20 protein-coding genes are annotated in these 26,974 nt (G+C 65.0%); 13 read left to right on the top strand and 7 right to left on the bottom strand.

What is annotated here, in order from left to right; translation table 11 throughout:
- Positions 1–152 precede the first annotated feature (152 nt).
- The 12 genes from ACYQ01_RS10365 (at position 153) to ACYQ01_RS10310 (ending at position 13,615) form a co-directional block, all read left to right on the top strand.
- On the top strand, positions 153–1,622 hold the full coding sequence (locus tag ACYQ01_RS10365; RefSeq protein WP_459933769.1) for an outer membrane homotrimeric porin: 1,470 nt from the start codon (positions 153–155) through the stop codon (positions 1,620–1,622).
- A gap of 329 nt (positions 1,623–1,951) precedes the next feature.
- Positions 1,952–3,265 carry a hypothetical protein gene (locus ACYQ01_RS10360; protein WP_459933768.1) on the top strand — a complete coding sequence of 438 codons (1,314 nt, stop codon included), beginning with the start codon at positions 1,952–1,954 and terminating at the stop codon, positions 3,263–3,265.
- Positions 3,252–4,358 carry a histidinol-phosphate transaminase gene (gene hisC, locus ACYQ01_RS10355; protein WP_459933767.1) on the top strand — a complete coding sequence of 369 codons (1,107 nt, stop codon included), beginning with the start codon at positions 3,252–3,254 and terminating at the stop codon, positions 4,356–4,358. Before ACYQ01_RS10360 ends, hisC begins: the two co-directional genes overlap by 14 nt.
- 141 nt (positions 4,359–4,499) lie before the next feature.
- The gene (locus ACYQ01_RS10350; RefSeq protein ID WP_459933766.1) at positions 4,500–5,972 is read left to right on the top strand and encodes an adenine nucleotide alpha hydrolase family protein; all 1,473 of its coding nucleotides are present in this window, start codon (positions 4,500–4,502) and stop codon (positions 5,970–5,972) included.
- The gene (locus ACYQ01_RS10345; RefSeq protein WP_459933765.1) at positions 5,969–6,775 is read left to right on the top strand and encodes a ThiF family adenylyltransferase; all 807 of its coding nucleotides are present in this window, start codon (positions 5,969–5,971) and stop codon (positions 6,773–6,775) included. Before ACYQ01_RS10350 ends, ACYQ01_RS10345 begins: the two co-directional genes overlap by 4 nt.
- Positions 6,776–6,920: 145 nt before the next feature.
- Positions 6,921–7,913, top strand: coding sequence for a GNAT family N-acetyltransferase (locus ACYQ01_RS10340; RefSeq protein WP_459933911.1), 993 nt, complete (start codon positions 6,921–6,923; stop codon positions 7,911–7,913).
- Between the two features lie 45 nt (positions 7,914–7,958).
- A complete protein-coding gene (locus ACYQ01_RS10335) occupies positions 7,959–9,173 on the top strand; it encodes an MFS transporter (protein WP_459933764.1) in 1,215 nt (404 codons plus the stop codon).
- 445 nt (positions 9,174–9,618) lie between these two features.
- A complete protein-coding gene (yedE, locus tag ACYQ01_RS10330) occupies positions 9,619–10,701 on the top strand; it encodes a YedE family putative selenium transporter (protein ID WP_459933763.1) in 1,083 nt (360 codons plus the stop codon).
- Between the two features lie 9 nt (positions 10,702–10,710).
- On the top strand, positions 10,711–10,929 hold the full coding sequence (locus ACYQ01_RS10325; RefSeq protein ID WP_459933762.1) for a sulfurtransferase TusA family protein: 219 nt from the start codon (positions 10,711–10,713) through the stop codon (positions 10,927–10,929).
- Between the two features lie 3 nt (positions 10,930–10,932).
- Positions 10,933–11,481: a putative Se/S carrier protein gene (locus ACYQ01_RS10320; RefSeq protein ID WP_459933761.1), complete on the top strand. Its 549-nt coding sequence runs from the start codon at positions 10,933–10,935 to the stop codon at positions 11,479–11,481.
- Positions 11,469–12,326, top strand: coding sequence for an NAD(P)H-hydrate dehydratase (locus tag ACYQ01_RS10315; protein WP_459933760.1), 858 nt, complete (start codon positions 11,469–11,471; stop codon positions 12,324–12,326). Before ACYQ01_RS10320 ends, ACYQ01_RS10315 begins: the two co-directional genes overlap by 13 nt.
- A gap of 224 nt (positions 12,327–12,550) precedes the next feature.
- Complete coding sequence (locus ACYQ01_RS10310; protein WP_459933759.1) at positions 12,551–13,615, top strand: glycosyltransferase family 2 protein; 1,065 nt, start codon at positions 12,551–12,553, stop codon at positions 13,613–13,615.
- A 57-nt stretch (positions 13,616–13,672) separates the two neighbouring features.
- Here the strand turns inward: ACYQ01_RS10310 and ACYQ01_RS10305 are convergent, their stop codons facing one another.
- The 7 genes from ACYQ01_RS10305 to ACYQ01_RS10275 form a co-directional block, all read right to left on the bottom strand.
- Entirely contained in the window at positions 13,673–14,917 is a 1,245-nt protein-coding gene (locus ACYQ01_RS10305) for a polysaccharide biosynthesis/export family protein (RefSeq protein ID WP_459933758.1), read from the bottom strand.
- 163 nt (positions 14,918–15,080) lie between these two features.
- Entirely contained in the window at positions 15,081–16,718 is a 1,638-nt protein-coding gene (locus ACYQ01_RS10300) for a hypothetical protein (RefSeq protein WP_459933757.1), read from the bottom strand.
- 20 nt (positions 16,719–16,738) lie between these two features.
- A complete protein-coding gene (locus tag ACYQ01_RS10295) occupies positions 16,739–19,294 on the bottom strand; it encodes a glycosyltransferase (RefSeq protein ID WP_459933756.1) in 2,556 nt (851 codons plus the stop codon).
- The gene (locus ACYQ01_RS10290; protein ID WP_459933755.1) at positions 19,291–20,802 is read right to left on the bottom strand and encodes an O-antigen ligase family protein; all 1,512 of its coding nucleotides are present in this window, start codon (positions 20,800–20,802) and stop codon (positions 19,291–19,293) included. Before ACYQ01_RS10290 ends, ACYQ01_RS10295 begins: the two co-directional genes overlap by 4 nt.
- A 40-nt stretch (positions 20,803–20,842) precedes the next feature.
- Positions 20,843–22,717 (bottom strand): tyrosine-protein kinase domain-containing protein, encoded by a 1,875-nt coding sequence (locus ACYQ01_RS10285; protein ID WP_459933754.1) that lies wholly within the window; start codon positions 22,715–22,717, stop codon positions 20,843–20,845.
- Positions 22,714–23,913 (bottom strand): glycosyltransferase family 4 protein, encoded by a 1,200-nt coding sequence (locus ACYQ01_RS10280; RefSeq protein ID WP_459933753.1) that lies wholly within the window; start codon positions 23,911–23,913, stop codon positions 22,714–22,716. The genes ACYQ01_RS10285 and ACYQ01_RS10280 overlap by 4 nt, the downstream gene beginning before the upstream one ends.
- Positions 23,910–25,013: a glycosyltransferase family 4 protein gene (locus ACYQ01_RS10275; protein WP_459933752.1), complete on the bottom strand. Its 1,104-nt coding sequence runs from the start codon at positions 25,011–25,013 to the stop codon at positions 23,910–23,912. Before ACYQ01_RS10275 ends, ACYQ01_RS10280 begins: the two co-directional genes overlap by 4 nt.
- Positions 25,014–25,583: 570 nt before the next feature.
- Here ACYQ01_RS10275 and ACYQ01_RS10270 point away from each other — a divergent pair.
- Positions 25,584–26,726 (top strand): SGNH/GDSL hydrolase family protein, encoded by a 1,143-nt coding sequence (locus ACYQ01_RS10270; RefSeq protein ID WP_459933751.1) that lies wholly within the window; start codon positions 25,584–25,586, stop codon positions 26,724–26,726.
- The last annotated feature ends 248 nt before the right edge of the window (positions 26,727–26,974 follow it).

Here is a 26,974-nt window from a genome sequence, read left to right as displayed (position 1 = left end):
CGAAAACGACCTCTTCCAACGGGCTCACAGGCTCCGCTTGAACTCGCTTGGGTATTCCTTTAGGGAATGGTCCCACTTTTGGCAAAATGGGAGTCTTCGACGGGCGAGGGCTTCCTTTTCGGCGCGTGGGGAATACTCGGGGAGAAAATGGCGTGCGTTCCACCATTCTGGCCTTTATCGTTGTCGTCATATGCTGCTGGGCGGGCCTGGCTCTCGCGGAAACGGAAGTCAAAATGACGGGCGACGCCCGCATACACGCCAACTGGTGGTCGCAGCGAAACTACACCGGCTGGACCTCTTCCACCGCAACCGGCACCCGTACCTACGATCCCCTCACGATCTTTCAGCGCTTTCGCCTGCGCTCCGACTTTATCGCCAATGAATCCCTGAAATTTCGCCTGGGCATGCGCGTCGACAACACGGCCTGGGGAAACGGCACCTTTACCGTGGACAACCCGGCCGTGGCCATTGAAGTGTACCTGGCCTATCTGCAATTCAAATGGCCAGGCAGCGACGTCACGTTCACGGTCGGGCTTCAGAACATGGACCTGCCCATCTCCAGCGGCGCGCTCTTCAACGCCAATCCGGTGTTTGGCGGCACACGCTCCGCCGCCGCCCTGGTGAACATTCCCGTCAACGATCAAATCAAAGTCGTCACCGGTTTTACCCGACTCATCGACGGCAACTCCCTTTTCGATCCCACAACCACACAGGTTGCCGACCAGCTCGACGGCTACCTGTTGACCCTGCCCGTCACCCTGGAAGGGGTCCGCGTCTCTCCCTGGGGCATGCTCGCGGTGGCCGGCAAGGACAACAACTTCACCCTGGCGGTTGACAACGAAAACGCCCCCCTGGCGTCCAATCTGCTGGCCCTGAACGGCTCCCGGACGTCACGGCTGCGCCTTGCCCAGAACATGTACTGGTGGGTGGGCTCCTCGTTGGCGATAACCGCACTGGATCCGTTCCACTTCTACGCCGACGTGATGTACGGCTCGGGCAACGGCGCGGAAGCCGCCCGCAATCGGCGTTCGGGCCTGTTTTTCGATGTGGGCGCGCAATACACGGGCTTTGCCATGCTCACTCCCCAACTGAGTTTCTGGTATTCCACCGGGGAAGACGACTCCCTGCGGAACGGGTCCGAGCGCTTGCCGGCCCTGGTGGGGTATTGGGGGCCTTCCATCTCCTTTCTTTTCGACTCCAGCCAGGACTTCGTGGGCGGGGGCCATTGCATGAACGTCAATCCCATCGGTTCCTGGGGCGTGGTGGCGTCCTTGAACGACATTTCCTTTCTTCGCGACCTTACCCACCGCATCACCGTTTCCTACGCCCGCGGCACCAACTCCTCCCGGGCCATCCGTTCCGGCGCGGCGATCACCGCCGCAGGATTCTATCCCGCCCCGATCACCTTCGTTCAGATGGGCCGGGACCTGACCGTCAACGAGTCCGTGGTGGGCATCAACTTCGACCACCAGTACAACATCTTCCAAAATCTGGCGGCCATCGTCGAAACCGGGTGGGCGCACGGCAATTTCGAGCGCTCCGTGTGGGGGCGGCGCCTGGTCAACCAGGCCGAGAGCGGAGACGCCTGGAAGTTCTCCGTGGGCCTCAAGTACAAATTTTAGCAATTTCCCGCGCGATCCTTGCGATACGGGGCTTCTCCACAGCCATTCCAGCGGAAAGGCCTGGATGTCCATGCGTGAACACGCTATAAGTCTTCTTTCAGGTTTATAGCGTAACGTTGGTATAGCAGCCCGTTGAAAATGACGATTCTTGCAGCCTGTTCAAAAAGCTTGCTGGCAAGGCGCGAGAAAAAGTCAAGCCCGAAGCGGAGTTGGCATCCGTTGAGGGTTTGCTTGTTTTTCGCAGCAACGAAGCCCGCAAGGATTTTTTCAACAGGCTGATAGCGTATGGAGTCCGCCGGGACGTCGAACGCATTCCAGCAGGAGACCCTATGCCGGATGCCCTGTGTCTCTCCATGGAGATCCCGCCGGATGTCGGCTTTGTCGGCCCGGTGGTGGACGCCGCCAAGACGCTGGCGGAGCGTATGGGCATTGGCAAGCGGGAAAGTTTTCGGTTCCAGCTCACCGTCGAGGAGTTTTGTCTGTGTCTCATCGGCCTGATCAAGGCTGACGAACCCCTGCGCATCGGCCTGACCGGCAAACGGCGTTCGCTGCGCGCCGTGTTCACGTTTAACACGACCAATCTGTCCTTGGCCGGACTCAACCTCACGGCCTGTCCCCCCGTGCGGATGGACGGCGAGCAAACCCGCGACCTGGGGCTGCTGCTGGCCGCCAAAGCCGCGGACCGCTTTCATCTGGATCCTCTGAGCAATGACGGTTTTCGGATCGTGGCCGAAGTGGACAGGCTCTATCCCGAACTCCCCCCCGTACAGGCTCCCGAAAACCCTCGTCCGCCGTTTCGGTTGGTCCAGCGCCCGGACACGACGCGTATTTCCCAGGCCGTCGCCATGGCCATGACCGTCTATTCGGCCAAACGGTGTCCGGCCAGCTTCCAAACGCCCGCCAAGTTCGCGGAGCTGGTGGACGATAGCGAAGCCTCCTGCGTGATGGTCCAGGACTCGTCCGGGCAAACGGTGGGGCTTCTCAACTGGGCTGCCGGAAGCGACCGGGCCGTGTATTTTTCCGGTCCTTTCGTCTTCACGCCCGAGACGATGCGCGGCGAAGTCTCCAGGCTGCTTCTCGACGGCTTTCTGGAAGCCGTGGCCCGGGAGCGCTTCCTTATCGTGTTGAATTTCCAAGCCAACGACGACCTGCTGCCGGGATATTTCGAAACGCTCGGCTTCCTGCGGGGCAACGCCGCGGCCGGGCGGGAACGCCAGACGGTGGTCTCCCGGCATCTGCGGGAGGACGCCGGGCTTGCGGTGTGGTGCGCAGCCAGGATCGAACCCTTCCTGCGCCAGACCTATGGCCGGTTGGCCCTGTTTCGGGACATCCTGCCGGTCGAGGACCCGGTCAGCCGGCCTCGGCGCGAATCGCTCCTGGGCGCCACCCTGGATAGCTGTCGGGGCCTGGCGGAACTGCGACCGTTTCTCGACGGCGAGGACATGGCGGAGAACCTGGCCGCCCACGTGCAGGCGATTCGCGAAAAAGGAATCGACAACATTCTGTTCTTTATGGATTTGTCCCGGCCCTGGGAGGCGGCCCTGGCCGAAGACTTGACTCGGGCGGGATTCACGGCGCAAATCGTGCTCCCCCACGGGGGCCAGGCAGACGTTGTCGTTTGGCAGCACGATGAAGCTCCTTGAGCGCGTTCCGAGCTATGTTCGGGACTTCGAAAGCTACGTCCCCAGCCGGCCCGACCCGATCCTCATGCGCCAATTCGGCGTAACGCACCTGTATCGGCTCAATAACAACGAAAACGCCCAGGGCCCGCCCCGTCTGGCGCAGGAGGCCATAGCCGCCTTTGCCTCCGAGCGGGCCGCTATCTATCCCAGCGGGGACGCCTACGACCTGCGTCAGGCCCTGGCCGCCAAGTTCGGCAAACTGCCGGAGCAGTTCCTGGTGGGCAACGGGTCATGCGAGGTGATCAGTTCCGTGGTCCGCGCCTTTTGCGGCCCGGGCGACGCCATCGTCACCGCGGACAAGACTTTCGCCGTGTACGAATGGGTGGCCAGATTCTCCGGGGTCCAGACCCTGCTGGTCCCGCTCGTCCAGCACGCCCTGGACCCGGCGGCCATGCTGGCGGCCGTGACGGACACGACCAAGATCGTTTTCGTGTGCAATCCCAACAACCCCACCGGTTCGTGGTGGAACCGGGCGACGCTGGACCGTTTTCTGTCCGGCCTGGGCGACCGAGCCCTGGTGGTGCTCGACGAAGCGTACCGCGAATACCTGGACGACCCGGATTTCCCGGACGGGCTTGAGCTCATGGCCCGCCACGCCAACGTCATAGTCTTTCGCACCTTCTCCAAGATGTACGGCCTGGCGGGATTTCGGGTGGGCTATTTGTGCGGTTCCCCGGAGGTGGTGGACCTCGTGCGGCGGACGCACATCGCCTATTCCGTCAACATTCTCGGCCAGATCGCGGCCAAGGCCGCTCTGGTCGAGGACGAAGGCCACATTGCGTCCACCCGCCGCATGGTGGACGAGGCCAAGGCCTATTTGCAAGATTTTTTCGAAACCCTGGGGCTGGAGTACGTCAGCGGTGCGGGCAATTTCATGATGGTGCGCACGCCCATTTCCGACACCCTGCTCTACAGGCGGCTCATGCAGCAAGGCGTGATGGTGCGCACCATGACCGCCTTTCGCTATCCCAACTGGATTCGCATCTCCATGGCCAAGGCCCAGGCCATGGAAGCTTTCGCCAAGGCTTTGCGCATGATCCTGGAAAAGCCTTGACCGGGCCACGCCCGCCGAAAAAAGCGTGATCGTTGACGCGGTGGGCTCCTTGGGAGAAAATGGTTGGGTTTCGTCGTCGCCCGGGTTTCCGGACGCGGCGGGACATCGCGTCGCGGTCAGGGAAACGCAACGGAGGTCATCATGAAAATGCCCGAGCATCCGGTCCTTCAAGCCCGTTGGGCCGTGCGGGATAACGCGGAAGGCAAGGTCCTGGTCTATTACGGACTGCGCAATCCCCCGCATCATCTCGAAGCGGTCATACCGATCCCCGCCTTCCTGGCCGAGGCCCTGGCGGGGCTGACCGGCGCGGCCTCCCTGGACGATTTGCCCGGGGCCGTGCGGGAAAGCGAGGACTTCCGCCGCCTCGTGGGGCAAAAGATCGTGGTGGACGCGTCGGCGCGGCGCCTGGCCTCCTCGGCCGAACACAAGCAAACCTGCACCCGGTGCGTGGCCGACGACCACCTCCTGCCGGGGCTGGAGTTCGACGAGCGCGGCGTGTGCGCCTTTTGTCAATGCTACGAGCGAGCCGCGAGCGAAGGCGGATCGTCCGGGCCGCGCAACGAAGTGGATGACGCCGAGCTGCTGGCCATTGCCGCCGAAAACACGGAGTCCCGGTTCGATGTCATGGTCTTGTGCACCGGCGGCAAGGACTCCACCTATCTGCTGTGGTATCTGGCCGGGAAGCTGGGGCTTCGCGTGCTCGCCGCCTCCTGGAACATGCCGTACACCAACGAAACCTGCCGGGGAAACCTGCGTCGCGCTCTTGAGCTGTTGCCGCAGGTGGAAATGGTGGAGCGGACCCTGTCCTGGAACGACTGTCGATCCGCCATGCGCGCCCAGTTCGGCAATGTGGGGGTGCCGTGCCTGTGCCCGGTGGTGGCCCACGTGCTGTTTTTTCCCCTGGCCGCGCAGGAGCGCATTCCGGTGGTCATGCAGGGGGTGGAGGAAGTGCAACTGGCGGTCATGAGCTATGTCCTGCGCGGCCTCCAGTCCGGCAAGGCGCCGTCCCGGGCCGCGGCCGCGCCCATTCGCGAGCAGACCCTGCAATTCCTGGAAATGGCGACCAACGCCCCCGAGCCGTCCAATCCCTATTCCTTGACCGCGGAGTACATGAACTATCAGCGCTCCATCCGCAGTCTTCTCGGTCCGATCTACGCGCCTTTCGACCGCATGCTGCAAAAGGCCCGGGAAGACGAATCCACATTTCTGCCCCAACTGCGACGCCTCAGGACAAACGACCTGTACGGTTCCTGGGCCGAGGTGGCGGACCTGGTGAAAAGGGAGATGGACTGGAAAATGCCTCCCGGCCAAAAGGGGTTGCTGCACACCAGTTGCCGCATCGAAAAGGTCAAGGACTACTGCCAGTTCATGCGCTTTCGCAACATGCGCACCACGTCCTTTCCGCAATCCATCGTGGAGGTGAGCGCCGGGGTCCACTTCGGGCTGCTTTCCCGGGAGGATGGCCTGCGGGAAGTGGCGGAGCTGGGCTATCACCGCGAGCCGGAAGTCATGGCCGAGTTGCTCGGCGACCTGCGCATAAGCGACGACGACCGCCAAACCCACGGCGAAACCGTGTACTCCCTGTGCGACCGCGTGGCGGAACGGGGGAGATGAGCATGGTCCAGGGATTTCTCCATCGGTCCGGGCCCATCTTCACGGAAGAAGGGTTCGCGGTCCTGCGCGGCAAGCTCGTGGCCCTGTCCGGGTTGGGCGGGGTGGGCGGCGGGGCGTTTCTGACCCTGGTTCGCAGTGGAGTGACCCGTTTCCGTCTGGCGGAAAACGGCGTGTTCGATCCGCCGGACATGAACCGGCAGGCCGGGGCTTTCGGCCACACCATGGGGCGGCCCAAGCTGGACGTGTATGTGGAGTTGGCCCGGTCCATCAATCCCGCCGTGGAGCTCGACCTGTTCCCGGAAGGGGTGGACGCGGACAACCTGGAACGGTTTCTGACCGGCGCGGACGCGTATATCGGGGTTATCGACGTGGAAAAAGGGCACGATGTCAAGGCCATGACCCCGGCCCTGCTCGAAAAGCTCGGTCTGCCCCTGTTCACCTGCGGGGCCATCGGCTTCGGCTCCATTCTGGTGGCCCACGAGCCGGGCGGCATGATGCCGGAAGAATTCTGGCGGCTGGTGAAGGAAAAGTCCCACGGCGCCGGTCCGTTGCCTTCGTTTCTTGGCGAGTATTTCGACCATGCGGTCATGGAGCGCATCGCCGAGGGCTGCAAGAGCGGCATTCTGCCCACCACGGCCATCGGCGCGGTGGCGGCGAGCGGCCTTCTGGCCTGCGAAGTGCTTGTCCACCTCTTGCGGGGGACCGGCCTGGCGGACCGCGAACCGGTCTTTGCCCCGAGGTTCGCCCTGGTGGATTTCCTCAACCAGAAACTGGTGGTGGACGACGTGAGCCGTGGAGCATGACGGCGCGTCGGCTGCCGCAATCCTGACGTCGTTTCCGGCCCGAACGCCGTGAAACGCGGAGCCGCAGATGGGACGCGAGACGCTGATTCAAAGACTTCGGGAGGCGCACCGGGCGATCGAGCCAGGCCAGGAGGTCGTGATCGACATGTTCCGGCCCGAAGACGCCCTGGGCGTCGCCCTGGCGTATTACGAAACATATGACGAAACGTATCCGCTGGAATACGTCTACGACCCCGAGGAAATCGTCCGCCGCAACGCCGCGGACAACCAATACACCGTGGTCGCCCGAACCGCGCGCGGGGAGGTCGTCGGCCTGTTCGGCCTGTTTCGCCAGGCCCCCAATCCCGAGGTGTACGAAGCCGGCCAGCTCATGGTCCTTTCGAGTTATCGGAAAACAAGCCTCAGTACGGAATTCAGCAAGGTGGCCCTGGACAGTTTGCCCAGGCGGCTGGGAATCTCCGTGGTCTTCCTGGAGGCCGTGAGCAACCATACGGTTTCCCAGCTTATCGCCCTCCCCAGGGGGTTGGTGTTCACCGGGCTCGAGGTGGAATGCATGCCCCCCCCCGTCCACGCCGGGCCGGACGATGCGGGCCGCAAGGTCTCGCTTTTCACCATGTTCAGGTCGTTCAAGAACGTCTCCCGGGAGGTGTATTTGCCCAAGCCGTACCAGGCGTTTTGCCAGGGCATGTACGCGAAGATGGCGCTCTCCCGTGTGCCTTCTCCCGGGGCGGGGCTCACGGGAGACACCCAGGCGAACCCTTTCCTTCTTCAGCAGATCGGCCTGCTGCGCCTGACCGTCACCCGGGCCGGCAGGGATTTTGCCGAGACCGTTTCCACCGCCGAGGCCACGGTGGGCCCCCAAGGGGTGGTCCAGATATTTCTCAACCTTGGCGACGCGGCAGCCCCCTCGGCCGTGGAGTTGCTGCGGGACAGGGGATATTTTCTTGCCGGGTTGCTGCCGTCCTGGTTCGGCGCGGACGGCCTGCTCATGCAGAAGCTCGGCCTGAAGCCGGACTGGAACGCCATTCACGGCGTTGACCTCGATGCCGCCGCAATACGCGACATGGTGCACGAAGACTTCAACCGCGCCTGGAAGCCCGACCACCGAAGCCTCGGCGACGACCGCTTCCCATCGTGACGCCTTGCGTCGACGCAGACGCAGCCAACCCCCAGGGATACCCCCATGACCGACACGGCCCAGACCGTCCCCGCACGCCTTTTTTCCTACGAGTTCATCGTCTTGACCTCGGGGGCCACCCTGGGCTTCTGCAACGTGGCCGTGCTGTACGGCTTCGCCACCTTTCTGGAACGCCTGGGCGTGGACCCGGCCTGGCGCGGCTTTCTGCTGGGGGCCGAACCGCTGGCCGCTTTCTGTCTGCGTCCAGTGCTTACGCTTCTCGTCACCCCGCAAAACGCCCTCACGCTGGCCCGGCTCTCCCTGGTCGGCATGGGCCTGTCCCTTTATTCCTACCAGTTCGCGCAGGGCGTTGGCGCTCTTTTGGCGGCGCAGATCGTGTGCGGCGTTTCCTTCGTCTTCCTGGTCAGCGCCATCACCGTCATGCTTGTCCAGATCATCCCCAAAGCGCTGGCCGGTCGGGCCTTCGGGTATTTTTCCCTCTCCTCCCTCATCCCCTATGCGATCATGCCGCCGTTGACCGAGTGGCTGTTGACGCGCGTGGGCGACGAAGGCCGAGCCTACGCCGTCTGCGCGTGGCTGGTCCTGCCGGCCCTGGTCCTGTTCATTCCCCTGGGGCGCAGGCTGGGCCGCCGGGCCATGAGCGGAATCGGCGCGGACCGGCCGAGCCTGGCCGACGTGCGCCAAACCCTGGCCCTGCCGGCGGTCCGGTTGGTCTTGCTGAGCAACCTGACCTTTTTCCTGTGCACCGCCCTGGTCTATTTCTTTTTCAAGCCCTTTGTCCTTGGCCTGGGGATGAACAATCCCGGCCTGTTCTTTACCGTGTCCACGGTCGCGTCCATCGCCGTGCGCCTCTTGGCCGGGCCGCTCTACGACCGGCTGCCCAGGGAATTGGTCCTGGCCGTGGCCTTCATGTGTCTGGCGGTCTGCATGGCCGGCTTCGCGGCCACGACCAGCTCCAGGCAGGTGCTGGTTCTGGCCATCGTCTACGGCCTCTGTCTGGGCGCGATCATGCCGGTGCTCAATGCGGTTATGTTCAGCCATTCGCCTCCGGCCATGCGCGGCGTCACCATGAACCTGATGCTGTTCATGATGGATACGGGCTATGTGTTCGGACCCATGGTGGGCGGGAGTCTCCTGGCGGCCGAGGTCGGTTTTCCCACCCTGTTCCATACGGCGGCCGCGTTGGCCGTGGTCGGGAGCCTGTTCGTGGTCCCGCTGATCCCCGAAGCCTGGCGGGCATGGCGAAATCCTGAAGCCTAGCCGCCTGGTGAAACCGTTTTTTTCTCCCGACCTGTCCAAACGACTCCCCCCAGCCGTTCCCGGCTCGAACTTCCGATGATCTCCCGAAGGCCTTGAGCCCAAACCACGGATTTTGCCGCCGGGCGTGACGGGCCAAGCGCCCGGGGCTTAGGCTCGGGTCCGTCGTCCTCCGATGGCTTCCCCGAAAGCGTATTTGGAATTCCGATTTTACCTGCCCCGGCGGTTGATGTAGATTCCCTGGGTTTCGTGAGGGTTTCCAATAGACTGAATTCTTACGAAAAAAGAAAAGTCCGTAGGCTTTTTCAAGGCCCTCGCCGGGTGCGGTTCGTCCGCCGCGCGACACGAACGCCAACGGCGACTGCAACGCCGGCCTCCCGGGAGGCGACAGGGCGCGTGGGTTTTGAAAAAAGGCGGCCTCCAGTAGCACCTCAACAAAGGCGACCTCATGGCAAACTTTTTTTCCAGCAAGACCGGCATCATCGTCACCGGCCTGGCCATCGGCCTGATTGCCCCGTTCCTGCAAAAACTCGGCAATCCCGGCAATATGGGCATTTGCGTGGCCTGTTTCGAGCGTGACCTGGCAGGAGCCATCGGGTTGCACAGAGCCGCCGTGGTGCAATACCTGCGCCCGGAAATCATCGGATTCGTCCTGGGATCGCTCGCCGCCGCTCTGGCCACCCGCGACTTCAGGCCCCGGGCCGGTTCCGCGCCGGTGGTCCGCTTCGTGCTGGGCATGTTCGCCATGATCGGCGCACTGGTCTTTCTCGGCTGCCCGTGGCGTACCGTCCTGCGCCTCGCCGGCGGAGACCTTAACGCCATCGCGGGACTTCTGGGCCTCGTGACGGGCATCGGCCTGGGCACCCTCTTTTTTCGCCAGGGCTACAACCTGGGGCGCAGTCAGAAAACCTATTCCTCGGTCGGCTTCATCATGCCCCTGTGCATGGTCGGGCTGTTGGCCTTGCTGCTTCTTTTTCCGCAGATCCAGGGACAGGGACAGAGCGGCATTCTCTTTTACAGCGTGAAAGGCCCGGGTTCGATGCACGCGCCGCTCTTGGTGTCGCTGGCGGCCGGCCTTGCGGTCGGAGTGTTGGCCCAGCGCAGCCGGTTCTGCACCATGGGGGCGTTTCGCGACCTCATCTTGTTTCGACAGGCCCACCTGTTTCTGGGGGTCTTGGCGTTTTTCGCGGCGGCCCTGGTGGTGAATATCGCGCTGGGCCAGTTCAAGCTCGGCTTCGAGGGGCAACCCGTGGCGCATACCCAGCAGCTGTGGAACTTCCTGGGCATGCTCTTGGCCGGACTATGCTTCGCCCTGGCCGGAGGCTGTCCCGGGCGTCAGCTCTTCATGGCCGGGGAAGGGGACGGCGACGCGGCGGTCTTTGTCTTCGGGATGCTCTTTGGCGGCGCGTTGGCGCACAATTTCGGCCTGGCCAGCTCCCCGGCGGGCATCGGCCCGCATGGCATGGCCGGCGTGGTGGTGGGGTTGGCTGTTTGTCTGTATTTCGGCCTGACCATGCGAAACAAGGCTTGAGGTGACGATATGAGCGATTCTTTGGATGTGCGCGGACTGTCCTGTCCGCAACCGGTCATGGAGACGCTGACCAAACTCAAGGCCATGGGTTCGGGCGAGTTGGAGATCCTGGCCGACGGGCAGGCCTGCAGGGAAAACGTCACGCGGGCCGCGCAAAGTCAGGGCTGGAGCGTGGACGTGCAGGGCGCCGGCGACGGGGAGTATCGGCTCACGCTCAAGAAGGAGTAGCGATTGGTTTTTTCCCTGTTCAGAAGGAAAAAGCCCGCCGCCAAGCGGCAGTCGCATACGGACCGCGGGTTTCTGGTTTTCGAGAACACCAGCGAGGTCATCCGTGCGGAAAAGACCCTGAAGGACGCCGGATTCGCGGTAAGCGTTTCGGCTCCGCCCCCGGACATGCGCCAGGGCTGCGATCTCGTCGTGGAGTATCCGTTGGTCGAGGCCCCCAACGTCCTGCGCCGGCTGGAGGGATGCGGACTCACGCCCCTGCTGGCCGTGCCCATGAGCGGTCCCCATCTCGAACCGGTCTCGCTGTATCAGGTCAAGGACTTCGGAGAGCACCTGATGGTCCGGGCCGCGAACATGAAGATGACGGTGGAAAAGCGGTCCCTGCGCATCGTCAACGTTTCGGGCGGCGGCTGCCCGGACGTGCCCGCCTTGGCCGAGCAGCTCGTGGGCAGGCATTTGGCGGAGGTTGCTTCGCCGCGCGAAACCGGGCACACCCTGTGCGGGTACGCGCTTGGCCTGGCGTACGAGGAGCTGAAGCGGCTTTGCTTGCCATAATTGGAACCGTGCCCGATCCGGGTTTGCCGGTCCTTTCCGGCCAGGCGTCCTGGCGGGGCGGGTGTCTGCATGTCGCGGACCGGCGTTTCGATGTCAAACGCGGCACACCGGCCCTTGTCGCCGCCGCCTGCGCCACCTGCTCCAGCCTGGCCTTGCCCGAGCCGTACGCCTTCCTGGTCGGGGACGTGGGGCCGGGAAAGGGCAGCCGCGACCTGTACCGCCATCTGGTGGAGGTCCTGCCGCACGCCGATTTCACCACCCTGGTGTTTCACTACCTCTTGCCGGACGTGGATTGGCACGACAGGATTCTTTTCGCCGTCGACGAAATGCGCTGTCCGCCAAAGCTCATCGCCGACGCGGGGTTCATGTACGCCGCGAAAATGAGCGGCCAGGCCATGCGCTATGACCTCTTTACCCCCGACGCCGGCGAGTTGGCCTTTCTGGCTGACGAACTGGCGCCCCATCCGTTCTATACTCGGGGATTCGTCCTGCACGAGGGCCAACGCGCCCCGGACCTGATACGCCGCGCGTACGCGGGCGGGAATGCCGCTCGCTGCCTCATGGTCAAGGGAAGCACGGACCATGTGGCCACCGCGGAAGGAATCCTCGCCAGCCTGAACGAGCCGTCGCGAGACGCGATGGAGGCCATAGGCGGTACGGGCGACAGCCTGACCGGCATCGCGGCCGGACTGGTGGAGGCGGGCAGACCGGTGACGGACGCCGCCTTCACGGCCGCCAAGGTGAACCGCGTGGCGGGCGATCTGGCGCGGGTCACGCCCGGTTCCGGCATCGACGAACTCATCGGGCGCATTCCAGACGCGCTGTCGGCCTGCATGCCGGGATAATCTCCTTCGCAAGGCGCCCGGGCGTCGCCGCCGAGGACCACGCCGGCAACGCGCCGGCTTGTCCCCGGGGTTTGGACATTTTGACCGTTCCGGTGCATCTCGGCACAAGCATACTCGGGCTGGGGACAGGCCTTGGGAGACGCCGGCGAAAAACCGGCCCGCCTCCCCCCGGCCCCGGCCTGCGCCGCAACCGGGAGGCGCGCCCTTTCCCGGTAGAGGAAACCATGACGGCCAGCCCCTCCGACACGCATCGCCCGCGCGGCCCCGAATCGGTCTCCCGCGAGTCCCCACGCCTCCACCTCGGGGAGGGGGCGGGCGAGCCGTGCGACCTGCTTCCCGCGACGGTGGGCGTGATCCTGGTGAACTACCGGGGGGCGAGGCTGACGATGGCCTGCCTGGACGCCCTTTCCCGGTTGCACGTCCCGCCGGCGCGCGTGGTGGTGGTGGACAACGGCTCGCGCGACGAATCGGCGGCCCTGCTCTCGCGCGAGTCCGGGGCGGGACGCTGGACGCCCCGGCCCGAGATCCTGGCTCTGCGGGACAACCTGGGGTTCGCGGCCGGCAACAACGCGGCCTTGCGTCTGCTTTTGGCGGACCGCTCCCTTCGGGCTTTCTGGCTGCTCAACAACGACGCCCTTCCCGACCCGCAAGCCCTGGACGCCCTCTGTCGCCGGATGAACCGGCCCGATCGGCCCGGGGCCTGCGGGTCGATTCTCCTGTACGAGGGAACGCCTCGACGTATCCAGTGCGCCGGAGGCGGCCGGGTGAGCAGGATCACCGGGACCACGCGTTCGTTTTTGGAGGGGAAGGTCCCGTCGCCCGACCTGCCGCGCGCCTGCGACGCGGTGGAGGCCCGGCTGGACTATCTTTGCGGGGCTTCCCTGCTGGTCCGGGCCGAGGCGGCGGAGCGAACCGGCCCGCTCGACGAGGCGTATTTTCTCTACTACGAGGATGTGGACTGGTGCCTGCGCATGCGCGCCCGGGGCGTCTGTTTCGCTGTGGCCCCGGACAGTTTCGTGGTCCACCGGGAAGGCGGCACCACCGGCGCCCGGTCTTTTGCCGGGGACGGTGTGCCGGTTCGGCCCGCCCGGATCGACTATCTTTCCCTGCGCAACCGGGTGCGCCTGGTTCGCCGGTTCTTTCCGGCGTTCGCGCCCTGCGTGGCGGCCTCGTTTACGGGGGTGCTTCTCAAGCGGATACGCCAGGGCCAGCGCGACCGGCTGGGATTGGTCGTCCGGGCGCTCTGGGACGGCCTGACCGGCAACATGGGCCCGCCCGGCGCGATGTGATTGCGCCGTCTTTGGGAGAAAGAGGGCGTGCGCCCCGTGTTTTCCGCGCGGGAGACGCTATTCGTTGGCCGGATTGAAGTTCCGGTTGTAGCTGTAGCTGATGCTGCGCGTGAAGGGGAGCATGCGCGTGACGTACTGGTCGATGAACTGGTTGGCCTGGGCCACGCGGGTTTTCGGCACGAAGACGATGTCCTGCGGGGCGAGGCTGATGTCTTGGCGACCGGCGCTTTTGTTGATCACCTCGGAGAGGTTTGTCTTGTAGATGGTGACGTCGCCCACGGCGTCGCGGTGGATGATCACCACTTCGTCCAGGCTGCCTTCGGTGGTCACTCCGCCCGCGGCCATGATGGCCTTGAGCGAGGTCAGGCCGGTCGTGAGCGGAAACGAACCGGGAGAGCGCACCTGCCCGCTGACGAAGACCGTCCGGTGCGTGGAGGAGAGCAGGGTCAGGTTGACCTCGACCGGGTTGACGCTGAACTGCTGGAGGCTGCGACGGATGGCCGCGCGGGCGTCTTCCAGCGTCAGGCCCGCCACTTTCTGCGATCCCAGGACCGGCAGGACGATGTCCCCCGAGGTGTTGACCATGACCTGGCGCTCGAAGGCCGCCTGCCAACGGGGAGTGACCTGGCTGGGCACCACGGACACCACGAATTTGTTGCCGTAGTGTTTGAGGGTCGCCTCGGCGATGCTTTGCGCCAGTTCGCCCGGGGTGCGCCCCGCGGCCGTGAACCGGCCGAGCACGGGCAGAAACAGGTTCCCGTCGGGCAAAATGGTGTAATCGCCCTGTATCGCGTTGGCCGCAGTGGTGTTCATGCTTTGCAGCGTGACCGTGCACTGGGGGGTGGTCATCACCTTGGTGTAGGCGTTGGCGATCTTTCCGGCCAGGGCTTCCGGGGTGGAGCCGGCGGCCGTGATTTCGCCGATGCCCGGCAGGGTGATCTTGCCGTCCGGACGGACCATGGCGTCGAAGGGCGGAGCGGCGTCCAGGGCGAAAGCCACACGCAACGCGTCGCCGGTCATGATTTTGTACGGGGCGTTGCCGTAGGTGAGGCTTATCTGGACGGTGTTGTTCGCTTCCAGTCGGTATGCGGCGCCTTTGTACAAGGAAGACACCGCTTCAATCTTGATGACATCGCCGGCGGCCAGCGCGAAGTTGGTGATGTAGGAAGGCAACAGTTCGTCGGCCACGGGCTGTTTGCGGGTGGTTCCCGACGGTGTGGAGACCTGGGTGAAGATGCCGCTAACCGTGGAGCAGCCCACGCAAACGGCAAAGAGTGCGCCAAACAGTGCGGCGCGAAGCAAACGGCCAAGTCCCTTTGTTTTCAAGATTCACCTTCACCAGTGACGTCGGATATCCGTCCCGGCCCCCAAGGGGTGGGTCGGGGGAGAGTGGAAGCGGCTTTATGGCGCGTGCCCGGCGTATCCGGGGTCGAATGGACGCTTTGGCCATAGCCCAAGAAGAATCTCATTGTAAAGCGTCCCTCCGGGAGTCTTCGGAGGCGCTTCGCAACTCCAGAGTGACAATGGAGTGGGGCGGCAGCGTCACCGACTCCAAGCCGCGTCCTTGAACGCTCACGATGTCGATGTCGCGTCCTCCGGGCCGGGCCGGGCCGGGTTCGACTTTCGGATGCGGCCACCAACCGGGCAAGTCCGGGCCGTTATGGGCCGTGGCGTCGTCCGCGGCGAGCTCGTGGCGAACATATTCCGGCTGAGGCGCGAAGCCCGCGATGTCCAGGCGCACCGTTCGCGCCGTGTCCCACGACCGGTTGACCAGATTGACGAACAGGACGTTCCCCTGGTCGTTGAGCGCGGCCACGGCCGTGACCTCGGGCACGTCCGTCAGGGCGGGGACGTACCCCGTGCGGGGAACGGAAAACCGCGGCGAACCGGACACGGAGACATCCACCAGTCGCGAACCGAAGTGTCGCGTGAACAGGCGAAAGGCGTGATAGGGAACCTTGGGGCCGCGTCCCGGCGTCACCCAACCCATGAACGTGGCGTCCGCGAACTTGAAATAGGTGGCCAGGGTCACCCGGGGATGTTCGAGCATGACCTGGAGCATCCTGGCCACATAGACCGCCGAGCCTTGGGTCTTCACGTGGTCCAGCCAGAGGGGGTCGGTGGCGGAGAACAGCGGTCCCCATTCGGTTATGGCGATGGTGATGCGCCGCTGTGTTTCATACCGCTTGAGTAGGGCCTCCAGACCTTCGATATCGTGCGCCACGGCTTCCGGGGCGGCCCACATGGCCATGTACGCCTCGCGGGGGCTGGGATTTTCCTTGGCCAACAGGGAGGGAAAGTAGGCGTCGTGCACGGCCACGGCGTCGATGGCTTGGGCCGCGCCGCTCAACAGGGTCTCGTTCCACGCGGGATAGGGGCCGAAGGGAACCGAATAAGCGCTTGCGCGCACGATGGCCAGCAGGGTGATGTTCGGGTCCGCCGCGCGCATGGCCCGCGCGTATTCCAGGAACCGCCGGGTATAGGCTTCGGGGCGCAGGGACAGGCTTTTTTCCACCGGGCTGCCGTCGAGATAGAGTTCGTTGCCGATTTCCCAGTAGCGCACGCCAAAGGGCTTGGGAAAGCCGTCCCGGGCTCGTTCGGGGTTTTCGGCGACATTGCAGTAGGTCACCCAGGCTGCGGCTTCCTCGGGCGTGGCGGAGCCCACGTTGACGGTGAGCAACGGCTCGGCCCCGATATTTTTGCAGAAGGTCATGAGCTCGGGCGTGCCGAAGACATTGGCGGAAACGCCCTGGTCCGTGCCGTGGGGTCGGGCCGGGCGGCGCGAGCGCGGTCCCACGCCGTCGCGCCAGTGGTAGAAGTCCGCGAGAATCCCGCCCGGAAAGCGCACGACGGTGATTCCCTGCTGTCTGGCCAGTTGGGTAAGGCCCAGATTCAGCCCGCCGGCCGGGTTCCAGAGTCCGTTGGCGTTGTGGAACCACTCGACGTTCGTGCCGAACAACCCGCGCGGCACCTCGCCGAGGCGTCGGCCCGCGTCCACGCGGCAGACCACCTCCCCGGTCGCGGCGCAAAAGCCGCTTGAAGAGGGGAGCACAACGCACGACACAATCGCCAGCATCAACGCGAAACGGCACAGCGTCCGCATGGGGTTCTCCTTCTGCCGGTTCACGGTCGCCGTCCGTGTCCCGCGCTCGTGAGGGACGAATAGACGTTCCAATGTTCCCGGGCGTTGCGTTCCCAGGTCAACCGCGCGGCGAGCGTTCTTCCGGCCGCGAGCCGGGCTTCGCGGGCCGGGGAGCCGGACCACGTTCGGCGCATGGCGTCGGCCAGGCCCGCGGGGTCGTCCGGGGGGAAAAATTCGACGGCGCCGGAAAACAACTCCCGATGCACGGCGATGTCCGAACAGACGACCGGCGTCCCCGCCGCCATGGCCTCGAGCGGCGGGATGTTGAAGCCCTCGGCCCGGGACGGGGCGACAAGAAGCCGCGCGCCGCGCAGCAGGCCGGCGAGCGTGTCGTCGTCCACGTATCCGGCAAACCGCACCGATCCGGCCAGGCCCAGCGTTTCGGCCAGGGTTTCGAGCCGGCGACGGTAGCCGGGCTGGCGTTCTCCTCCCACCAGCACGAATTGTGTCCGCTCTTCGGGGCATGCTTTTCGAAAGAGCGCAAACGCCCGGAGAGCGACTTCCAGGTTTTTCCGGGGCTCCAGGGCTCCGACGAAAAGCATGCGGCCTTCCCCGGAATGCTGGACGGTCTGCGCGAGGGCGGGGAAAGGGTCCACCCCGTTGAGGATGACCCGGACCTTGTCCGACGGGGTTTTGTAGCGGCGCAGAATGTCCGCGCGGGAGGTTTCGCTCACGGTCAGGACGAGGCGCGCGAGCGTGATGCTCGGGCCGGTCAGGGCGCGCACGAAGGCGTCGCGCATGCCGGGGTGGTCGGCGGGATGCAGGACCGGAAAGATGTCGTGGACGGAGACGACCACCGGGCATCCGGCCAGCACGGGACAGATGCGCTGCACATGGAGAAGGTCCAGCCCGTGGCGTCTGGCGAGAAAGGGCAGGGCCAGGAATCGTTGCGCCAACAGGGGCGCGTCCGGCAAGGGGACGAAGACGGCGTTGGGCTGGAGGAGCCAGTCCGGAACGTAGCCGCGCCGGATGAAAAAATAAAAGCGGGCCTGTGGGGCGACGCCGGGCAGATGCCGGCACAACTGGCGCACGCATTGCTCCACGCCGCCCTTGCCCGAACCGAGAATGTGCGCGTCCAGTCCGATGCGCGGACCGTTGGTCCGGGCGTCGACGTTTGTCGTGTGCCTGGCGGCCATAGGGGATTTCCTTGTCGAATGTCGGTGAAACGCAAAAAAGGCCGCGGCCATGAGGCCATACGCGCCGCTTCCGGCCACTACGGCGGAAAGGGGGTCGCGAAAGGCCCAGGTCACGCCCGCCATGACCGTCCCGCCCGCCAGAGTCAGCGGCAGGCGGCCGGCCCGGAGCAGACCGGGGGCGACCCCGCGGATGGCGACGAGGCGCGCCGCGACCAGCAGCAGCGCCACACAGACCAGCGCTCCCGCCGCGCCTGAAGCTCCGGCCCACAAGGCGGCCAGCGGGGTCAGGACGACGGTCGCCGCCGCGCCGACGGCCAGGCTGCGCAGGTCCGCGTCCTGTCGACCGCAGGCCACCAGCAGCGTGGAAAGCGCCTGGTCCAGGCAGAGCAGAAACGCCGTCCACAACATGCAGTGCACGGCAGTGACGGCGTCGGGCCAAGCCTTGGGAAACACGACGCGCACCAGCGGGTCGGCAAGGCGGCCGGCGAGGATCACGCAGGGAAGAACGGCCGCCGACGTGAGGGCGAGCAGGCGTCCGCAGGCGCGGGCCACGTTGCCTGGTGAAATCTCCGCCGCCCGCGCCAGCAGCGGCATGAAGTTGACCGCCACCGCGGTGGGAACGAGCAGGACGAGGTCCATCACCTGATAGCCCACGGCGAACACCCCGGCTTCGGCTTCGCCGCCAATCAGGGCGATCTGGGCCTGGGGCGAAAACCGGAACACGATGTAGAGGAAGGTGATGGCCGCGAAGACGGGAATCTGGCCGGCGAAGTCCCGCAAGGAGTCTTTCGCGCTGAAACGGAGCGGATCGGGCCGCGCCAGGGGGAGCACCCGCGCCCCGTAGAGCGCGGCGAAGAGCCAGCGCACCAGGGCCAGGACGGCGAGCAGGCTGTCCACCCCGAATCCGAGCAGCAACAGGGCGATGCTCGCGAAGGTGCGCAGGCAGCTCTCTGCGCTTTGCAGCAGGCCCAGGGTGGCGCTGCGATCCCGCCCGACCAGGACGGACTGGGCGATGAGAACGACCGCCGAGGCGGGCAGGGTGGCCAGCACCCAGAACAGCCCCCGGGAGATGTCCGGTCCGTAGACTCCGGAGTGGGCGAGCAGGAAAAGCCCGGCTCCCCCGGCCAGGGTCACCGGCGCGGCCAGGCGGGCGGCGCTGCGCAGACACGCCCCCGTGGCGCCCGGATTTTTGGCCATTTCGCGCACCAGGTACTGGTTCATGCCCAAAAGCGGCAGGGCCTCGGCGGCGAAGAAGAAGACCAGCACGGTCCTGTAGACGCCCAAATCCGACATGGAGGCGCGGGCCAACATCCAGTAGAGCAGTTGCGCCGTCCCGGAGCCCAGGATCCGGGCCAGGGCCAGCAACGCGCTTCCCCGCAGAATGTTGGATGCGCCCTTCATGCGGCGGGCGTCTTTCCCGAGGCGGTCATGCGCCCCAGGGCCAGAATGAGCGCCGGCACGGTGAGCAGGATTTCCATGGACTTGTCGTTGGCGAAAAGGTCCAGCTGCATGTACGCCAGGGAGGCCAGAAAGGCGCCCAGAAGCCCGGAGGCCATCCGGGCCGTCCAGGGATCGGCGGACTTGGTCATGGCCAGGTTTTGGCGCAGCACCAGCAGCAGGAAAAGGAAAAACAGCGACAAGCCCACCGCGCCCTCCTCCGTGAGGACGAGCAGGACTTTGTTGTGGACCAACAGCGGATAGGCGTACTCCCGGCCGTCCTTGCCGAGCATGGGGGTCACTTCGAGCCGGCCGTAATAGGGGGGCTCCGGGGACTGGTTTGGATTCTCCGCGCGCCAGCGCGTGGTTTGGACCTGTACCGGGAACGCCTCCAGGGCCGCCTTGGCGAAGCCGCCCGGCCCCACCCCGGTCAGGGGGGCTATCCGCGCCAGGGCGAGGGCCAGGTCGATGGACCGCTTTCGGGAGGCGGTGGCGCCTTCGTCCCCATGAACCAGTCGTTCGTATATCTTTTGCCCGTCGAAGGCCCCCACTAGGGCGCAGAGGCACAACACCGGAACGCTCCAGGCGAACAGCATTCGAATCAGCCTGCGGCGGCGCAGGGTCGCCCAGACCACGCCGGCCACGCCTAGGCTCACGGAAAGCCAGGCGGAGCGCGAATAGGTCAGCACCAGGGACAGGCCCGTGACCGCCAGCAGGAGCGACGCGCTCCAGCGCCAGGCCGCGTTGCGCGCGGCCAGCAGGGCTGTCAGCGGCAGGCCGAAGAAGGTGAGAAACGCGGCTTCCTCGTTCGTGTGTCCCACGGTTCCCGTGGCGCGCAGGATCGACTCGCCCGCTTCCCCGGAAAACGGCTGGAGGTCTCCCGCGGGCCTTGTGGAAAAGGACCAGGTGCTCGACCTCGCCAGGGAGAGGCCGATGAACGCCGCCTGAAGGGCCACGGCCGCCCCCATGCACACCAGGATGATGCGGAACTCCCGGCGGTTGCGTATGGAGAGGCTCAACGCCGTCACGAACACGGCCATTTTGAATAGGTGAAGCGTCCCCAGAATCCCGGCGGCGCCGGTGCCCGAGCGCAGGGTGAGCGCCGCGCCCCAGATGCCCATCAGGAAAAGCGGCAGCGCCGCCGCCGGAAGTCCAGGCTGACGATTGCCGGGCGACAGACGCTCCAGGAGCAGCAGCAGGATCAGCAGGATCAAGGCCACGTCCGAAGCGGAAAACACCCAGACGGGCGGAAAGAAATCGGGGTGAAAGGCCGTTCCGGCGACAAAGACCCGTTCGATGGCCAGGGGGTGGAGAAAAATCCACCCGGCGGCCAGGGCCAGCCTCGGGTTGGGCATGATGACCAGGAGGAACGCCCCGGGCCCGGCCGCCAGAAGGGCCAAGCGGTGGATGGGCGGCCAGTCGGACGACACCGCGACAAGGACCGCGGCCACGACCGCCAGAAACGCCGCCATGGCCAGCGTCGCCGCGCTCTCCGTCCGGCTTTGCTCCCCGCTACCCATAGAAAAACGAAGGCACCGGGAAACGTCTGCCGTTGAGCAGGAGGCCGAACGGCTTGACGCCGAGCCTGGCCAGTTGCCGCAGCGCCTGGGAGAGGGTTTCGTGTCTGGTGGTTCCGTAGCGCACCACGGTGAGCACGCGTTCGGCCGTGGAGGCCAGGAGGACGGCGTCCGGGGAGTTCAGAATCCCGTCGGTGTCGATCAGGATGAGGTCGTAGCGCTCGCGCAGGGCGGCAAGCAGGTCGCACAAGGCGTTGCGGTAGTAGCCCAGCTTGAGTCGGTCTTCGAGATTGCCGCTCGGCATGAGGTCGAGTCCGGGCAGGGACGACGGTTTGACCACCTCCTCGATGGAGACTTCGCCGGCGAGCACTTCGATGATCCCCGGGGTGTTGGCGCGGCCGAACAGGCGCGAAAGTCCCTGGGTCAAAAATCCGCCGTCAATGAGCAGGACGCGCTGCCGGGCGCCGTGCAGCATGGCCTTGGCCATCTCCACGATGAAAAGCGTCTTGCCCTCTTTGCGCGAGGGGGAGGTCACGGTGATCACCTTGCCGCCGCCGGCGATATCCATGGCCCCGAGTATGGAGACGATGGCGCGGGAAAATTCCGGGATGGGGGGATCGGAAAGCTCGGGCGCGCCATTGGCGAGCCGAGCGACCCGGGGAACGCTGCCGGCCAGATCGAGCCCGCTGGTGCGTTCGCAGTCCCAGGGGGTGTAGAGCCTGCGGTCCAGGGCCGCAAGGAACAGGGCCATGGTGATGCCCAGGGAAATGCCGAGCACGCCGCCGGCCCCGCCCGCCAGGACATAGCGGAAAATGGTCCCCGTGGTCGAGACGCGGGGCGCGACGGGCATCTCCACGATGGAGACCGGAATCAGGCGGTTCTGATAGAGTTGCAGGGTCATCAGGGCCTGCTGCTGCTTGTCCTTGAGCATGCTGAGCACGGCGCGCGAAGTCTCTGATTTTTCGAACTTGGCCAAAATGGCCCGGGCGCGTTCCAGATCCGCCTGGGTTTTGGCGAGTTCCGGCGCTCCCGCGTTGTAGATGTTGCTCAGGCGGGCGACTTCGAGCTCCAGGCTCGCCACCTGCCGGGCGGCGCTCTCGACGATCGGATTGGAGTTGATCCTGGTGTCGCCCCAGGCCGAGGCCGCGTTTCCGCCGGACGCTCCGGCGGGAAGGGAAGAGGCGAGTTCGACCTGCTTGGTCAGGTAGTCGTAGGCTTTCTGGGCTTCGGCCACGTAGCGTCGAAAATATTCGTCTATGAACTGGAGGCAGACTTCCCGGGTGATGGGGGCCACCAGCCGGCTGCTTGGGGATTCGACCGTCACCTCGATGAGTTCGTCGCTCACGCGCAGGTCGGCGTGCGGCTTCTGGATGGTCGTGGCCTTTATGGATTCCTTGAGCTCCTTGGCCAACTGGGTGATGTCGCGTTCTCCCGGGACGGGCGCGGCGCCGGGTTTGAAAACGTGCCGGCAGGCCTGGATGAGGCGGCTGACGATGACTTCGAGAGCGGGACGCTTGATGTCGCTCGCCTGGAGCGACAGGGTTTCGACCACCTTGGCGCAGACGGTCACGCTGCGCAGCAACTCCGCGTTGCCCTGCCCGGAGACGATCTGGCCGCGCGGCGCGGCGATTTCGCTGAAGAACGACGAACCGGTGTCGTCGTACTTGATGAGCACCTTGGCCGAGCTTTTGTAGTTGGCCGGCAGCAGGTACGTAAGCCCCAGGGCGAGGGTCGGAACCATGACCGCGCAGACGGTCACCACCTTGGCGTGCAAGAAGACGCGGTTGATCATCTCGCGGATGGAAAACGTCCACTCTGTGTCCATGCTTTCGGACACGGCGTCCGTCCAGTCTTTCTTGATGCCGCTCATATGGAAGAATTCCCTTGGCGTTTGCCCTGTCGGCGGGCGCGGTATTGCGGGTGCGCGAGCGTCCATTCCTCGAACGCGTCGTCAATGCCGTCGACAAAAGAGGACCAGTCGTAGAGGGCCGCGCGTTCGCGCCCCTGTTTTCCCAGAACGCGGAGCTTGGGTTCGTTCGCGGAAATCTCCCGCAGCACTTCGGCCCAGCGGTCCGGGTCGGGCGGAAGCAGCCAGCCCGTCTTGCCGTGGACCAGGCTCTCTTGCGGCCCCCCGGCGTCCATGGCCACAACCGGCTTGCCATGGGCCATGGCTTCCAGGGGAACGATGCCCCAGTCCTCGTTCAGGGGAGGAAAAAGAATGGCCGACGCCCTCTGATACAGCGCATGCAGGGTTTCGTCGGAGGGCGCGACAAGAAATTCCACCCGGTCGGCGGCCGAAAAACGCCGTTTGAGCGCGCCCAGCAGGCCCTGACTCTTGGCGTCCACAAATCCGGCCACGACCACCTTCCACGGAGCCGGGAGGCGGGCGCGGAGAAAGGCTTCCAGGGCAAATTCGATGTTTTTCGTCCACATGATGCGCCCGGGAATGAGCAGCATGGGCTCGAAGGTGTCGCTCGGCCGGATCGCGCTCCAGTCAATGCCGGGATGCAAAAGCCGCATGCCCGGGCCTTTCCGGTACAGCCCGCCCTGGAGAATGCGGCGTTCGACCTCCAGACTGGTGGCGATGACGCCGTCGTAGCGTTTCCAGGCCAGGCGGTCGCACCCCCGGAACATGTTGGCGAAAAACCTGTAGCAGAGCCGTTGCAAAGTGGTCCGCGAAGCCAGCGCCTGACGCATGTAGACCGGATCGAACACGGCGCGCAGGGGGGTGCTGCAAATGTTGAAGAGGGGCAGGGTGTGGTTGCGGAACGTGAGCAGGTCGCCCAGACCGTCGCACCAGATGACCAGGGCGTCCACGTCGTCGGTCGGCACGCGTTGCGTCAGGAGGCGCAGGGCGGAGACCAGGACCGAATTGATTTTTCGATCGACGGACAAATGCCGCAGTTCGGTCACGTCGTACCGTTGAAATCCGGAAAACGTGGTGCTCGGCGCATAGTGTCCGGTATAGATTTTCCATTGGTGACGGCTGCGCGACACGAGTTGCAGCAGCGAACGCTCGATGCCGCCGTACAGGTAGATCCAAGGTTGATACACCGCGAATTTCATGCTTCGGCCTCGTGCAACGCTTCGCAATAGAATGCTTCCTGTTCCCTGGCGACCCGGTCCCAGGTGTGGCCCCGCGCCGCATCGAGCCCGGCCCGGCCCAGGGCGACGGCCGCTTCCGGGGAGTCCCACAGGGCGCGGACCGCCCGGCCGAAGGCCGGCTCGTCGCTTTCCGGGGCGAGAATTCCCCATTGCGGGCGCACCACCTCGTTGAGATGGGCGATGTCAAAGGCGATCACGGGTTTTGCCGCCGCCATGGCCTCCAAGGCGACGATGCCGAAGGTCTCGGCCCGCGACGGGATGACCAGAAAGCGGCAGTCGCGCAACAGGGCGTTTTTGGCCTCCCCGTGCACCATGCCGACCAGTCGGACCACGCCCGACAGGCCGTTTTGGTCGCAAAAGGCTTGCAGGCTTTCCCGGTCCGGCCCGTCGCCGGCGATCACCAGCGGGATGTCCGGCGCGGCCTGGCGCCATATGCGCAGCAGCCTGGCCAGTCCCTTTTCCTGGGCTTCCACCCGTCCGAGATAGAGGCCGAAATCGCCCGCATTGCCCGTCACGGGGAGAAAGGCCGACTCGGACACGCCGCAGGGAATGCGGCGGACGATGCAGCCCGGGACCATTTCTTCGAAAACGCGACGCATGGCGTGCGTTTGTACGATAAAGCGTCGATACAGTCCCTTTCGCGCCAAGGCCCGCATCCAGCGCGTGAAGGGCAGATGGTAGCGCGCTTCCCAGGCCGCGAAGGAAAACCACTGGACAACGCTTACGACCGGGGCGCGGGTCCACCGGGGGGTCAGCGCGAATCCCACGGGGGGGGCGAACTCCTCGACCAGGAGGTCGTGCGGCAGGCGCGGGACCACAAAGGGCAGCGAGGCCAAAAAGGTCAGGTGCGGCGACAGGCCCAGGCCGGGAATGTTCAGGCCGTAGCGTCGGTAGCGAACGCCCTCCCGGACGAGATCCCGCTTGGCCCCGGCGTATGTGGCGGTGGCCACGGTGATCCGGTGGCGCTCGGCCAGCCGTCGATTGACTTCGAAGGTCCGCACGGGCTGGCCGCCGCCGAGAGGGTTTTCAATGTCGTCCGAGTCCAGGTGCAGGATACGCATGCTGATGCCTCGAGAACGCTCCCGTGTTCGGGGGCGCGCTCCCTCTCGCCGTCGGCCTTTGCATTCTTCCGTGGCCACGGGTGAACGTTCGGTCGCTTTCCGGGAAATACGAATCGCTTGGCGCTCGTCAAATCGAGAACGCCAACGCGGGTCTTTTTCTGGACAACTTTCGTTAGGACAACCAAAGCGACGCTTTCTCATTAGGATAGCGAAGAGCGGCGAGTCTGCCAAGGCGGTATTTTCCATGATTCCAGAGGGCCGCGCGGCCAGGGGGACAGTGCGCCGGGATGCGGCCCGCCGGCTCGGCGGGGCGGGCCGGACGCGCGCCCCGGAAGGCGCCTGCGACGCGCGGCATGCTTTGCGGTCTTCGGGGGCGGATGGGCCCCGGCCCTGGCTGGTGCGATGCGCGGATTGCGGGTATGCGCATGGACTTGTGCGCGTGTGCGCTGGTCGCCGCCCTGATGCCGGCGGGGTCCGGGCGCGCAGGCCGGGCGCTGAGACTTCGAAAACCCTCGAACGAGAACCGTTGAGCGAGTCATGATTCCAGAACAACGCGGCGGGTGGTCCCGCATGATGATGGGTCTTGTGATGGTTGTGGTCACCATGGCGGTCATCGAGGTCCTGTCGTTTTTCGTGGTGCGCTATCTTTCCGGCAAGGGGCTGATCTTCTACGCGCCGGACGCGGCGTCCGTGGACTATGAACGCTACACGCGCACGCGCGATCCGGACACGGGATGGCCGTTTCGGGAAAACGCTGTCGGATCGGACGCCACGGGCGCGCGGACCAGCCCGTCCAATGCGGAGTCGCGGGGGGGCACGCCCTGCGTTTCGGTGTATGGCGACTCCTTCGCCTGGTCGACCGGGGTGGACGACAGCCATGCCTGGCCCAACCTCCTTTCGCAAAAGCTCGGCTGTCGGGTGCTCAACTTCGGGGTCATCGGGTTCGGGACGGACCAGGCCCTGATCCGCTTCGAAACCAATGTCCATGACGACGCTCCCCTGGCGATGCTGTGTTTCTGGACGGAAGACATCCTCAGAAACGTCAACCAGTATCGCGCCTTGTTGAGCCCCCGGGCCGAGACGCTGCTCAAGCCGCGTTTCATTCACGAAAAGGGCCAGTTGACCAGGGTCGCCTTGCCCACGCTGGAAAAACGGGAGTTCTTCAGGATGATCGACACGCCTGAAGCGTTTCTGCATCACGAGTACTTTCTCCCGAATACGCACAATTTCACGATCCGGCCGCAATTCCCTTACGTCGTATCGTGTCTCAAGGCCTTGTTCAGCAAGCGTGTGGCAAGCCGTGTGAACGGAAAGCTGTTCTATGAGGAGTTTTTCGACAAAACCCACGATTCGGATGCCTATCTGGTCACCCTGGACATCATGAAGCGATTCGCGCGGGAATGCGCGGCGCGCAACAAGACGCCACTCATCGTGTTCATCCCTGGCTGTAGAGACATCAAGAGCCGCATCGACGGCGGAACATGGATATACGAGTCCATGATGCGCGATCTGGAGCGCGAAGGCATACGCGTGCTCAACACCGGCGAGATTTTTTTGCGGCACACGGGCGACACGGACCCGTGCGCCCTGTTTCGAGACGTGACCCTGCACTACAACGAAGCGGGCTATGCGCTCATTGCCGAGAGCGTGTACGACTTTATCGCAGCGAACAAGCTCGTGTCCGGCAACGTGCGCCAGCCCGCCGCTCCTTGAGCGGGGCGACGCGGTGGCGGCCGCTCCCGCGGGGAAAGGGGTTCGCGTTTCGGGTCGCATAGCAGCCTGTTGAAAAATTCTTGCTGGCTGCGTTGCTGCGAAAAGCAAGCAACCCCTCAACGGATGCCAACTTCGTTTCGGGCTTGATTTTTTCTTGCGTCTTGCCAGCAAGTGTTTTGAACAGGCTGCAAGAATCGACGTTTTGGGCGGGCTGCATGCGCCGCGGGCCCGGTTTCTTCTGACCTTCT

The organism is Fundidesulfovibrio butyratiphilus, from assembly GCF_054657235.1.
Note: the sequence above shows the minus strand (reverse complement) of the source record. Positions and strands in the feature narration are given on the sequence as shown.